This is a genomic window from Thermoleptolyngbya sp. C42_A2020_037 (genome assembly GCF_015272455.1).
Lineage (GTDB): Bacteria > Cyanobacteriota > Cyanobacteriia > Elainellales > Elainellaceae > Thermoleptolyngbya.
Map to the genome: position 1 here is coordinate 133,395 of NZ_JACYLP010000032.1, position 12,478 is coordinate 145,872.

The window sequence follows — 12,478 nt, forward strand, 5'->3', positions numbered from 1 at the left end:
AGCCTGGAGAACTGCATGAGTCCTATACCCATAAAGCACAGAGACAAGCGGGGGACAATTGAGCCTGAAGAAGGGATGAAGTTCCCCAGAAGTTGTTTAACCTCTCCGGATGCTCTATGTCCTCAGACGTAGAAACGAATGGTAGATGCACCCTGATTCAAGCCCTAGAGGTTCGCCTCTGGGGTTTTTTCTTTTGCGTTTGTCTTGCGTCCTATGGCGAGTGATACAATAGTAGACCGTGGCTTTCGCAGTTCACATTCTGTATCATCCCCTTCTGCAACGGTTGGAGAGCTAATTATGACGAAACGTACTCTGGGTGGAACCTCCCGCAAGCGCCGCCGCACGTCTGGCTTCCGCGCACGAATGCGTACCAAAAACGGGCAACGAGTGCTAAAGGCACGCCGTCGCAAAGGGCGGGTTCGTCTGTCTGTTTCCTAATCTCCACCTGCGTCCCGTCCAGATAGGGGTTTGAGCTAGCCACCAGTTTGCCTGGAGCTAGCTTGTTTGCGTAGGGACGGATTTGGACTGGATTGGCTTATGGCTTACTGGCTTACGGAATAGATGTGTTGTGGCTCTCCCCAAAGTCCATCGACTCAAGCGTCGGCAGGAATTTAGCAAGGTTCATCAGGCCGGCGTGCGGCGCAGCACTCGCAACTTCACGCTGCGGGCATTGCGCCAGTTTCCAGCCCGCCAGGGAAAGCCTGGTTTGCCCAGTTCTGATAAACCTGATAGGGATGCGGCAGAAAAACTAGAGCGATCGCCCACGCGCATTGGCATCACGGTCAGCACCAAGGTCAGCAAGCGGGCCGTGGTTCGCAATCGCATCAAGCGGCGTATCCGGGCGGCCCTGCGCGAGTTGCTGCCTGGGTTCACAACGGGCTGGATGATTGTCGTCATCGTGCAACCCGTTGCAGTAAAGTGCAACTATAAAGAAATTCTGCAAGAATTAAAGCAGTTGCTGATAGAGGCCGAGGTGTTCGATGGGCATTCGGGAAGATGTGTACTATGAAGGCGGCCCCCATATTGGGGACTTGATCCTCAACTGCCTGCTGGGGCTGACGGTGGTGTGCCTGCCGCTGACGGTGGGAGCGATCGTTCGGGCCATCTGGCTCCGCTATCGGATTACCGACCGACGGATTTCCGTCACGGGTGGATGGATGGGGCGCGATCGCTCAGATGTCATCTATTCCGAAATGGCTAGCGTGGTTGCCGTACCTCGCGGGCTAGGCAGTTGGGGAGACATGGTTGTTACGCTGAAAGACGGCAGCCGTCTGGAGCTACGCGCCATGCCCAAGTTCCGAGAAGTTGCCAACTACATCAGCGAGCGGATCGCAGCCAAGGCCTCCAAAAAAGCCAGCACTTAGACCCGACTAGATCCGACCCGATAGATCTGAATTGTCAGACCTGTTGGATCAGCCCACAAGCTAGCTCCCCATTCACTTAGGCAGTTTGCTCGTTTAGGAATTGGGACAACTGCAACCAGACGCTTGACCAGACGTTCAATTCGGCTGCAATCGACTGGTTTTGCAGCGTACAATGATGTCTGGTTGCGTCTGGTGATTACATCTGGTGAAGGTAAACGCACAGCATCTAGCTAGTTTATTCCCGGATTGTTTCTAGATTGTTTCCAGATTTAGTCATGCCGTAAACGTTCAGAGCCACAAGGTACCCACAAAGCACATGGATTTTGGTGTCGGTTTTCTCTCCAACAACGTCATGTTGCCGATCCTGGATTTCTTCTATGGGATCGTGCCAAGTTACGGGCTGGCTATTGTGGCTCTGACCCTGGTGATTCGATTTGCGCTGTATCCGCTCAGCGCCGGGTCGATCCGCAATATGCGCCGGATGCGGGTTGCCAACCCGGTAATGCAAAAGCGGGTTAAGGAAATTCAGGAGCGCTACAAGGACGATCCTGCTAAGCAGCAGGAGGAAATGGGCAAAGTTTACAAAGAGTTTGGCAATCCCCTATCGGGCTGTTTGCCCGTGCTGGTGCAGATGCCCATCTTGTTTGCCCTGTTTGCCACGCTGCGGGGGTCGCCATTCTCTGATGTAAACTACAACGTGAATCTGCAAATTCTGCCGCAGGAGCAAATTGAGCAGATTCAGCCCCAGGCCTATCTCACGAATCCTCAGAATATCTACGTTTCTGATGGGGTGCATGTGCCAGTGGCAGCGGTTGTTCCTGGTGGAACTCGCCTGTCTGTCGGCGAAAAAACTCGCATCGATTTCCAGACCACCGAGGGTAAGCCACTGCGAGACGTGCTGGCAGAGTACCCCGACACAGTAATTAACCCGGTTTGGAAGGTGACCAAGGGCGCTGAAAATATCCAGATCGACGAAGACGGTAACATTCAGGCCATTAAGCCGGGGGATGTCACGATTCAGGGCACGGTGCAGGGCTTGGCGGCGAATAAGGGCTTTTTGTTTATCGACAAGCTGGGTCGTGTGGGCGCGAGGGATGCCGACGGCACGATTCATTGGGACATCGTAGGCATGATCATTTTCTTTGGTCTGAGCCTGTATGTAAACCAGCTTCTGTCGGGTCAGGGCCCCAGCAACAATCCCCAGCAGGATACAGTGAACAAGCTGACCCCAGTGCTGTTTTCGGGAATGTTTCTGTTTTTCCCGCTGCCTGCGGGCGTACTGATGTACATGGTGATTGCCAACATCTTCCAAACGCTGCAAACCTTTATTCTGTCGCGAGAGCCGCTGCCGGAGAATCTGCAAAAGATTTTGGACGAGCAAGAGAAGCAGGCGAGTGGAGACAGCAGGCGGGAAGCGCTGCCATTTGAGCCGGGACGTTCCAAGAAAAAGGCGGGATAGCAGATGGCAAGCGTGGAGCAACAGCAGCAGGGGCGTGAGTGGCTGAACCGGTTGTTGAGTCTGGCTCGGTTGCCGGCCACTGTGGAGGCTGACGGCGTGGCCATTCGCGGGGATGAAAGCTGCTGGCTGACGATTTCGGCGGATGCGCTCTCTGTAGAACAAATTCACGCATTGCAGGGCGATCGCGGCGAGGTGCTGGACTCGATCCAGTATTTGCTCAACACCACGCTGAACATGGGCAAGCCAGAGGGTGAGCAGCAGCCGTTTACGGTGGAGCTAGACGGATATCGCGATCGCCGTCAGGCGGAGTTGCTGGCCCTGGCCGAAGAGGCGGCGGCAAAGGTGCGCGAAACGGGGGAAGAGTTTGAGATGGTGGCGCTGTCGGCGGCTGAGCGGCGACAGGTACACACCTTTCTTAAAGACTATGAGGATCTGGAAACCTCCAGTCGTGGTCAGGAACCCGATCGCCGTCTGGTGGTGCGTCGAAAGTAGCTGGGTCAATGCGGCTGGCTGGCAGTTGCTTCTGGCTGGCAGTTGCTTGATGAGCCGATCCTCTTGGGTGGGGCGGCCCAGGCTACAGTGCCAGGACTGAGAACGGGTTATTCTTTCCGTAGCGTCAATCGCAATGAGTGCGAGAGGAGGCGGCTATGATGCAGGCAATTCATATTCCTCAACTGCTGAGAGCGGTCGAGCAGACTGAAACGATCGAGGTGCAGGATCACCTGCCCGATCTGGATACCTTAATGCCCGTGCAGGGCACGATTCGCGTGATGCACAAGGGCAACTATCTGGACGTGTCTGCAAAGGCGGAGGCGATTGTGACCCTGACGTGCGATCGCTGTTTGCAGCAGTATAACCATCGCCTCTCGATCGACGTGTTGGAGATGATCTGGCTGCAAGAGACGGCTCCCACAGCCGAAGAGGATTTGTTTGATCAGGATTTAAGCTCGACGGAGGGGTTGATCGAGTCGCTGCCGCCGCGGGGCTATTTTGAGCCAGATCGGTGGCTCTACGAGCAGCTTTGTCTGGAAATTCCTCCGCGCAAGCTCTGCGACCCCAAGTGTGCAGGTATTGAGCTAAGCGATGAGTTGCCCGTGCCGACGGTGAATGTCGATCATCGATGGGCATCGCTAGAAGCCCTGAAAAAGCAAATGCTGAACTGAGTGCAGCAGATGAAACGAAGGGGGTTGGCAGGAACGAGGCATGAGTTTTGCAGAAGAGTTTGAACTGCTGCTGCGGGCCCGCTACCCGCTGATCTACGTGCCGACTCGTGAAGAGGAGCGCGTGGAAGGGGCGATCGCCCAATGTGCCAAGCAGGGCAACCGCTCCTTCTATGTGTGGGATTTTGTCGATGGCTATCAGGGCAACCCCAACGATGCTGGCTCTGGTAAACGCAACCCGGTGCAGGCGCTGGAACTGGTCGAAAAGCTGCCGCCGACCGTCGCCGCCGTCTTTGTGCTGCGAGATTTTCATCGCTTTCTAGACGATGTTGCCGTTGCCCGCAAGCTCAAAAACCTGGCGCGATTGCTCAAGTCTCAGCCCAAAAATATTGTGCTGATTTCGCCACAGGTGACGATTCCCGATGACCTCAGCGACGTGCTGACGGTGCTGGATTTTCCGTTGCCCACCGCGAGCGAAATCCGGCAAGAACTGGAGCGCCTGACGATGGCGACCGGGCGATCGCTCGATAGCCGGGTCTTGGATGATCTGGTGCGTTCCTGCCAAGGCTTGTCGATGGAGCGGATTCGGCGGGTGCTGGCGCGGGCGATCGCCACCCACGGTGAACTGCAAGCCGAAGACGTAGACCTGATTCTCGAAGAAAAGCGGCAGACCATCCGCCAGACGCAAATCCTTGACTTTTATCCCGCCACCGAGCGCATTTCCGACATTGGCGGGCTAGATAATCTGAAAGACTGGCTGCTGCGGCGCGGCGGTGCGTTTTCCGAAAAAGCCCGACAGTACGGATTACCGCACCCCCGCGGGCTACTGCTGGTGGGCATTCAGGGCACAGGGAAATCGCTGACGGCAAAGGCGATCGCCCACCACTGGCACCTGCCTCTGCTGCGGCTAGACGTGGGCCGCCTGTTTGCTGGACTGGTGGGCGAGTCCGAATCGCGTACCCGCCAGATGATTCAGCTTGCCGAGGCGCTGGCACCCTGCGTCCTTTGGATCGACGAAATCGACAAAGCCTTTGCTGGGCTGGACGGACGCGGCGACTCTGGCACCAGCAACCGAGTCTTTGGCACCTTCATCACCTGGCTCGCAGAAAAAACTTCGCCCGTGTTTGTGGTCGCTACCGCCAACGACATTGAGGCGCTGCCACCCGAAATCAAGCGGCGGGGACGATTTGACGAGATTTTCTTTGTGGGGCTGCCTAGCCAGGAAGAGCGTAAAGCGATTTTTGAGGTACACTTAATGCGCCTACGGCCGCACAATCTCCAAAGCTACGACCTAGAGCGGCTGGCCTATGAAACGCCGGAATTCTCTGGGGCAGAGATTGAGCAAATCCTGACCGAGGCGATGCATCTTGGCTTTAGCCAGGGGCGCGACTTTACGACCGACGACGTGCTAGAAGCAGCCAGCCAGATGATTCCCCTAGCGCGGACTGCCCAAGAGCAAATCGAAAAGCTCCAGCGCTTTGCCGCCGAAGGGCGGGCCCGCCTGGCCTCTCGCCAGGGCAGTTTATTTCTGCGATCCCAGTCCCAATCTTCCTAGCCTTGCTGTTAAATTCCTGCGAGGTTTTGTGTTCATCCTCTGACTGGCTCAGGTATCCTGCAAGAGTCCTTGAACAGTTTCCCACTCGAACAGTTTCCTACTCGAACAGTTTCCCCGTCGAACAATTTCCCCAAAGATTTTCAAGTTCCAAAGATGAGTCGCACTATGGGTTTGCAACGGCTGGCACAAGGCGTAATTGGGGTTTCGCTGGCGATCGCCATCCTGTTTTTTGCAGGGGTCAGCGCGGCCCGCTATCTAATCAACCGCCTCACCGAACTGCCGCCTCGACCCGTCTTCCCCAACGACACCGCCCCTCCTGGAGGCGCAGTGCCCGCTGCGGATGGTACTGTGCCACCGCCAGACACCACACCTGTCCAGGCTGCTGCGTCTGGAGAGGTCTACACTGCCCGCGTTCTCCCGGCAGTTGGGATTGTGCTGCGAGACGGCCCCAGCCTGGACTCCGCGCAAATTGGCGGCATCGACTATAACCAGGAAATCACCGTGCTGGAAACCAGCGCCGACGGCGGGTGGCTGCGGGTGCGCCTGAACGACGGCAGCGAAGGCTGGGTCAAAGCGGGCAACACCGAGCGAATTCAGTAATCACGAGTTCGGCAGTCTTGCGGGCCTAATTGCGCGAGCCTAATTGCAGAGAGTCGTAGAGATTCAGAGATTAGCGCTTGCGGGCAAACAGCCCAAACAGTCCGCCCCCCGGAGTTTCGGGCTTTGCGTTGGGTGCGTCGGGCGCTTCGAGGGAAATATTGAGCCGGGGCGCATAGCGCAGCGCCAGGGGGTCTTTGGGGTTGAGCTTGAGCGCCTGACGGCAGTGAACCTTGGCCATTGTGGGCAAGTCCTGCATCAGATAAGCCGCCGCCAGCAGCGAGTGATATTCGCTCTTTTTGGGGTCGATCTTGATGGCATCCTTCAGTTCGCGCACTGCCAGGCCGGGATTATTCTTGCGGACATATTCCTGCGCCCGCTGGTAGTGGCGCTGGGCATAGTCGATGGCAGGCTTCTCGTCATCAGCAGGGGAAGCCGGAGAAAAGGTAGCAGGCGCGGGGGCGGCCGTAGACACAATCCCCGTGCGTTTTTCCCGAATAATCGGCTCACCCATCTTGAGCCGCAGGTAAACGAGATTCAGTTCGCCCAACTGCTCGGTGACGGACTCGAATCGATCCAGCGGGGTATATTGCGTAGCGGCCAGGTCAGTAACGGCCTGTTCATAAAACACGTCAATGTTGGCCAAAGACGTTTTGATGAGGGACTGGGCGATCGCGCTTTTGGGATGCATCGGCTCCTCTCGGCTCATGCGGCGCACCCGAAACCGCAGCAGCGCTAGATGCTCGGCCCGCCCTTTGTCTTGCTTAATTTTTTGATAGGTCGGGCTAACCAATCGCGCAAATAGCTGAGTGGCCAGTTCGCGATTGGCGGCATCGGCCTGGGCAAAGCTGTCGGGATGCAGCAGCTTGGCGATCGCCCGATAGCGCTTGAGGACACGTCGCTCGTCCGCAGTCACCGACAACCCCAGCACCGCGTAGGGGTCGGTAAATTGCGTCAGCCAGTCGGGTGAAAAAGACCTCTGCCACATTCAAGTGCGTCTCTTCAGCAAAGTCGGATATCACGTAAACCGTGGCAGAACAGCATGGCTGCCTGCCCGTTTCCTCTCGTTTGGCCTGCGTTAGGCTCGGATGCACCAGAAGCGATCGCCAGGAACAAAGATTGAGCCATTGGAGTGACTTATCAACCTAGAGTTGACGAGTTGACTCTTGACCTAGGGTTGACTCTTGGTTGGTCTGCCGTAGAGTTACCTCTTAGTAAAGGATAGCAGCCTCCTACCCGTATTTCTGGGGAGAAGAATCCTCATTCAGGCCGCCATCAGGCGGCAGATGCCCACTCATGACGCAATTTTGTCCTGGTGAACTTCTAGGGTATCAGTATTTTCACGGGGGCTGCGTTACCCCGGATACTGATCTTGTTCTTACAAGTTGGTCAGGCGCTGGAAATAGACTGTCTATCGACAGACGAGAAAAATCCTGGAATCGTGAATGAACAGCAGTAGACGCGATACACAGCCAAAAAATTTGCACAGAACTCAAAAAAATTCAGCCGTCCGGGGCTATTGAGTTGGGGGCTATTCAATTATTCAATATTATGGCGATTTCCGCAGGCGCGGCATAGGCCAAAACGCGGGAGTCCTATAGAGTCTTTTTGAGCATTCCGCAAAGACTTGATGAAGGCAGGTGGGCAGAAATCGTGTCCGCTGCCTGCCAGAATCGATATCATGGAGAGGTTTTAGGAATTCGCGAGTTCTCTGCGATCGCCCAAATCCCAGCAATGCTCAGCCAAACCTATCCCCCCCGAAATCGCCGCACTGCCATCCTGCTTGCCCTTGCTGGTATCGTCGTTCCAGGACTACACAAGTTTTATCTGGGGCAGCGCGGCTGGGGCATTGCCTATCTTTTGTTCTTTTGGAGCGGCATTCCCAGAATCGCCAGCCTTTTTGAAGGAATCTGGTTTCTGGTGCAGGGGCAAACTGCGTTTGATGCCGCGTTTAACGGGGGCACTCCGCTGCCACCCCAGCCCGCTGCGCCCCGGATTGACCCGGCCCAAGTGGGGGCGATCGCCGATGCGCTGCGCCAGCTCGACAGGCTGCGGCAGGACGGCTTAATTTCTGAATACGAATTTGAGCAAAAGCGGCGGCGGCTGCTCGATCAAATTGACTAATACCCGACTAATACCCGACAGCAGGCAGCGAATGAGCGGAAACTGGTGGTCGATGGGCTTGAGGAATAGCGCTCAGGAAGCGCTGCGATCGCGCCTGGCCAAAGACCCCTACTACCGCTTTCAGTCCGTAGAGGAATTGCAGCTTGCGGCGCGGCTCGGCGTAGCGATTGACGTGAACCAGGCGAGTGTAGATGACTGGCTGCGGCTACCAGGGCTATCGATTCACCAAGCGCGATCGCTCTCAGCCCTCACCCAGTCTGGCGTTCAGCTTCACTGCCTAGAAGACATCGCTGCCGCCCTCAGCCTGCCTGTGCAGCGCCTCCGCCCGCTAGAACCCGTGCTGCAATTTTGCTACTATGACCCCGAAAGTCTTTGCGCCATCCAGCCCACCAACCCCAACACTGCATCGCTAGAGGCCCTGATCCGCGTTCCTGCCATAGACCTATTTCTGGCACGGGCAATTTTGCACCACCGCCAGCGCTACGGCCCCTATCGAAACTTGGCAGATTTTCAGCAGCGACTTGCTTTGCCGCCGGGCCTGGTTGCCGAGCTAATGCACTATCTCCGATTTTAATCCTGCTGTCATCTTGAGGCGCTACGCTTTTCAGCAGGTTTCGGAAATTATCAAGGAAGAAACATTAATAAACATTAAGCGAGAAGCGTCTATGAATTTGACGGGTAAGGAAGTGCTGTTAACGGGTGGCACAGGCGGTTTGGGACAGGGCGTAACGCCTGTTCTGCTGGCCCAGGGGGCAGCGTCGATCACCATTCCCTATATGAACGCCCGCGAAGTGGAGCGGATGAAGGGGCTGTTGTCTCCGGCAGATTTGGTGCGGATTCGGTTTGTGTCGGCGAACCTGAACGATGAGCAGTCGGTGCAGCAGTTGATAGACGGAATGCAGCGGGTGGATGCGGCGATTCATCTCGTTGGTGGCTTTTCGATGGGGCCGACCCATGAATATGCCTATGATCAGTGGCAAAAAGATTTTGACCTGAACCTGGGCACGACGTTTTTGGTGTGTAAGCACAGTCTGCGACGAATGCTGGAGCAAGATTACGGGCGGATTGTCACGGTGGGGTCGCGGGGTGCAGTGGAGCCAGGCGCACAGCTTGCGGCCTATTGCGCCTCCAAAGCGGGCGTGCTGGCGCTGACGCGGGCGATCGCCGACGAGACGCGAGGCACGGGCATTACAGCAAATATCGTGCTACCCAGCATCATCGACACGCCCGGAAACCGAGCCGCGATGGGGGCAGAAAACGCTGCCCAGTGGGTGAAACCAGAATCGCTGGGGCAGGTGATCTGCTTTTTGGCTTCGGAAGCGGCGCGGGATTTGCGGGGGGCAGTGGTCCCAGTCTACGGCAACGTGTAGCGGCGCTAGTCCATCTGTCCTGCCAGCACCACCCACGGCACCAGGCAAATGCCTTGCTGGGTGGCGCGAAATTTGCCAATGCCCAGAAACTTGTTGCAGCTATCGTGAACTCGCAGCGGTGCGTCGAGGTCGGTCACGGGGTCTGTGGCGATGGGCTGGCCCTGCGTCCAGCGAAGTGCGTCAGGTGGAGCTAGCGTGAGGGCAGGCAGGTGAGCCAGGGCGATCGCCGCCGGAATGGGTTCAAAAGTTCCCGCTTCGGCCTGTGCCGCCAGATCTTCTAGTGTGAGGCTGGCTGCCAGGTCAAACCCGTGGCTCTGGGTGCGAATCAGGCTAGCCAGCGTGCCGCCTGTGCCCAGCAGGTTTCCCAGGTCGCGGGCGATGGAGCGAATATAGGTTCCGGCTCCGCAGGCGATCGCCAGTTCCGCTTCGGGAAAGTCACCTGGCCGCCAGTCCAGGAGGTCAATCTGGTAAATCGTTACGGTTCGCACGGGCACGTCTACGGCAACGCCCGCCCGCGCCAGGTCATAGAGCCGCTGGCCGCCGACCTGAATAGCGCTATAGGCAGGCGGCAACTGCTGAATTGTGCCCAGAAATTTGGGCAAAAGCGCCTCGACCTGATCGCGGGTGAGATGGGCAGCGGGGGCTTGGGTGCGGATGTCGCCCTCCAGGTCGTCTGTGGTCGTGGTGATGCCAAAGCGGGCGATCGCCCAATACACCTTGTCCTGCTGCAAAAATTGCAGCAAGCGGGTGGCCCGACCGAGAGCGATCGGCAATACGCCCGTTGCCGCCGGGTCGAGCGTACCGCCATGCCCGACGCGCTTCATCTTGAGCGATCGCCGCACCCACGCCACGCAGTCGTGGGAAGTCAGTCCGGCAGGCTTATGCAGGTTCAAAAAACCGTCCATCAAGGAATTCGCTCACTTTAGAGGGCTTTCGGGGAAAGGCAGAGCATTGGGTAATCATAGCCATAAGACTATCGTTATATCCAGAATCATAAGTTTATATATATGATTATCGCGAAAACAGAGTACACTCAATTCAACATCGAAAGTTGCACAGGCGTTACTGGCTTCGACCAGAGATGCATGGCTATACCGATGGCTATATCAGTTCTTACTTGTCTTATCTGGTTTCGATTAGTATTCCGCAGCTTTGTCGATTCAGCCTAATGCTTGCTTTCTGCAAGTGTGGCAAGCCCTGCTTCTCAGGAAGATGGAGCTAAGGAACGGTACGAACTTTCGCTATCGCTCGATTCATCACCCAGGCGATCGCCCAATCTCCCTACTCTGACACAGAGTGGCTAAGGTTGTGCTATCTTCCTTCGGTTTAACGTTCAACCCAAAGTTCAACTCAACGTTCACAAAGTGACGATCTTCAAAATCGTCTTAGGAGGATCTATGTCTCATTTCTCTGGCTTGTCTCGTCGGAAGTTTCTGCTCACCGCTGGGGCATCGGCGGCTGGTGCAGTTCTCCTCAAAGGCTGCACCACATCTTCTTCCGGCCCTGCTACAGGATCTGGCGCATCGCCAGCGGCTAGCCCAGTCGCAGCCAACGATACGCCCGAAGTTACCAAAGCTGTTCTGGGCTATCTCCCAATCGTTGAATCTGCACCACTGATCATTGCCAAGCAGAAGGGCTTTTTCGACAAGTACGGCATGACCGACGTGACCGTCGCCAAGCAAGCCAACTGGGCCGGTGCGCGGGATAACGTCACCATTGGTTCCGAAGCAGGCGGCATCGACGGAGGGCAGTGGCAAATGCCCATGCCTCATCTAATTCATGAAGGGATTATCACGCTGAACAATCAAAAGGTGCCGATGGCGGTGCTGTGTCAGCTAAATACCCAAGGAAACGGCATTGCTGTTGCGGGTCTGCATCAGGGCAAAGGCATGGGCCTCAAGATCAACGACCTGGATTACGTCAAGAGCTTCCAGTCCAAGAACGGGCGCAAGTTCAAAGCAGCCTACACCTTCCCCAATGCCAACCAGGATTTCTGGATTCGCTACTGGTTTGCGGCAAGCGGCGTAGATCCAGATAAAGATATTGAGCTACTGGCCGTGCCCCCAGCAGAAACCGTGCAGGGAATGCGGAACGGCACGATGGATGCCTTCAGCACAGGCGACCCCTGGCCCTATCGCATTGTCAACGATGGCATCGGCTTCATGGCGACGCTGACCCACGAAATGTGGAAGTATCACCCAGAAGAATATCTGGCCATACGGGCTGATTGGGTCGAAAAACACCCGAAAGCCACCAAGGCAATTCTCAAAGCGGTGATGGAGGCGCAGCAGTGGTGTGATGACCCCGCCAACCGCGAGGAACTGGTGACCATCTGCGCTGGCCGCGAGTTCTTCAACACCACGAACGAAATTCTTACGCCGCCTTTCAAGGGCACGTACAAGATGGGCGATGGAAAGTCAGATTTCAACGACTTCAATGCTGGCCCGCTCTACTGGAAAGACCCCAACGGCGACAGCATTTCCTACCCCTACAAGAGCCATGATCTGTGGTTCCTGACGGAATCGCTGCGCTGGGGCTTCCATAAGAACGCGCTGACGGATCTGGATGTGGCTAAGCGCATCATCGACGAGGTGAACCGGGAAGACCTGTGGCGTGAAGCGGCTCAGGAAGCCGGATTCACTGCGGACGTGCCCAGTGGAACCAGCCGGGGCGTAGAAACCTTCTTTGACGGCGTGAAATTCGATCCGGAGAATCCTGAAGCTTACCTCAAGAGCCTCAAGATCAAGGCTGCTTAGGGGTTAGGAGTTGGGGGTTAGGGTGGAAGATTGGAAGCACGAAAAGCGAAGGGCGAAGAGCGAAAAGCGCAGCCCTGACCCCTGATTCAAAAC

At 56.5% G+C, this 12,478-nt stretch carries 14 protein-coding genes; 12 read left to right on the forward strand and 2 right to left on the reverse strand.

The window, feature by feature from the left end:
• Positions 1-297 precede the first annotated feature (297 nt).
• The 8 genes from rpmH (at position 298) to IGS16_RS10240 (ending at position 6,138) form a co-directional block, all read left to right on the forward strand.
• Complete coding sequence (rpmH, locus tag IGS16_RS10205) at positions 298-438, forward strand: 50S ribosomal protein L34 (RefSeq protein WP_084782327.1); 141 nt, start codon at positions 298-300, stop codon at positions 436-438.
• Positions 439-568: 130 nt separating this feature from the next.
• The gene (gene rnpA / locus IGS16_RS10210; protein ID WP_297085259.1) at positions 569-1,009 is read left to right on the forward strand and encodes a ribonuclease P protein component; all 441 of its coding nucleotides are present in this window, start codon (positions 569-571) and stop codon (positions 1,007-1,009) included.
• The gene (locus IGS16_RS10215; RefSeq protein ID WP_172357849.1) at positions 981-1,364 is read left to right on the forward strand and encodes a PH domain-containing protein; all 384 of its coding nucleotides are present in this window, start codon (positions 981-983) and stop codon (positions 1,362-1,364) included. Before rnpA ends, IGS16_RS10215 begins: the two co-directional genes overlap by 29 nt.
• Before the next feature lie 316 nt (positions 1,365-1,680).
• Positions 1,681-2,823: a membrane protein insertase YidC gene (gene yidC, locus IGS16_RS10220; RefSeq protein WP_297085260.1), complete on the forward strand. Its 1,143-nt coding sequence runs from the start codon at positions 1,681-1,683 to the stop codon at positions 2,821-2,823.
• A 3-nt stretch (positions 2,824-2,826) separates the two neighbouring features.
• Positions 2,827-3,315 (forward strand): R3H domain-containing nucleic acid-binding protein, encoded by a 489-nt coding sequence (locus tag IGS16_RS10225; RefSeq protein WP_297085261.1) that lies wholly within the window; start codon positions 2,827-2,829, stop codon positions 3,313-3,315.
• Positions 3,316-3,470: 155 nt separating this feature from the next.
• Positions 3,471-3,986 carry a YceD family protein gene (locus IGS16_RS10230; RefSeq protein WP_297085262.1) on the forward strand — a complete coding sequence of 172 codons (516 nt, stop codon included), beginning with the start codon at positions 3,471-3,473 and terminating at the stop codon, positions 3,984-3,986.
• A gap of 40 nt (positions 3,987-4,026) precedes the next feature.
• Complete coding sequence (locus IGS16_RS10235; protein WP_297085263.1) at positions 4,027-5,538, forward strand: AAA family ATPase; 1,512 nt, start codon at positions 4,027-4,029, stop codon at positions 5,536-5,538.
• 165 nt (positions 5,539-5,703) lie between these two features.
• Positions 5,704-6,138, forward strand: a complete 435-nt coding sequence (locus IGS16_RS10240; RefSeq protein WP_297085264.1) for an SH3 domain-containing protein — start codon at positions 5,704-5,706, stop codon at positions 6,136-6,138.
• 70 nt (positions 6,139-6,208) lie between these two features.
• Here the strand turns inward: IGS16_RS10240 and IGS16_RS10245 are convergent, their stop codons facing one another.
• On the reverse strand, positions 6,209-7,123 hold the full coding sequence (locus tag IGS16_RS10245; protein WP_297085265.1) for a J domain-containing protein: 915 nt from the start codon (positions 7,121-7,123) through the stop codon (positions 6,209-6,211).
• A gap of 746 nt (positions 7,124-7,869) precedes the next feature.
• Between IGS16_RS10245 and IGS16_RS10250 the strand changes: the two genes are divergently transcribed.
• The 3 genes from IGS16_RS10250 (at position 7,870) to fabG (ending at position 9,629) form a co-directional block, all read left to right on the forward strand.
• Positions 7,870-8,259 carry an NINE protein gene (locus tag IGS16_RS10250; protein ID WP_068509339.1) on the forward strand — a complete coding sequence of 130 codons (390 nt, stop codon included), beginning with the start codon at positions 7,870-7,872 and terminating at the stop codon, positions 8,257-8,259.
• A gap of 31 nt (positions 8,260-8,290) precedes the next feature.
• Entirely contained in the window at positions 8,291-8,833 is a 543-nt protein-coding gene (locus IGS16_RS10255; protein ID WP_297085266.1) for a ComEA family DNA-binding protein, read from the forward strand.
• A 97-nt stretch (positions 8,834-8,930) separates the two neighbouring features.
• Positions 8,931-9,629 carry a 3-oxoacyl-ACP reductase FabG gene (gene fabG, locus IGS16_RS10260; RefSeq protein WP_367185772.1) on the forward strand — a complete coding sequence of 233 codons (699 nt, stop codon included), beginning with the start codon at positions 8,931-8,933 and terminating at the stop codon, positions 9,627-9,629.
• A 5-nt stretch (positions 9,630-9,634) separates the two neighbouring features.
• Here fabG and truB read toward each other — a convergent pair whose 3' ends face one another.
• Complete coding sequence (gene truB / locus IGS16_RS10265; RefSeq protein WP_297085268.1) at positions 9,635-10,534, reverse strand: tRNA pseudouridine(55) synthase TruB; 900 nt, start codon at positions 10,532-10,534, stop codon at positions 9,635-9,637.
• Between the two features lie 492 nt (positions 10,535-11,026).
• On the opposite strand from truB, the gene IGS16_RS10270 reads away from it, so the two are divergent.
• Positions 11,027-12,385 (forward strand): CmpA/NrtA family ABC transporter substrate-binding protein, encoded by a 1,359-nt coding sequence (locus tag IGS16_RS10270; protein ID WP_297085269.1) that lies wholly within the window; start codon positions 11,027-11,029, stop codon positions 12,383-12,385.
• Positions 12,386-12,478: the final 93 nt, after the last annotated feature.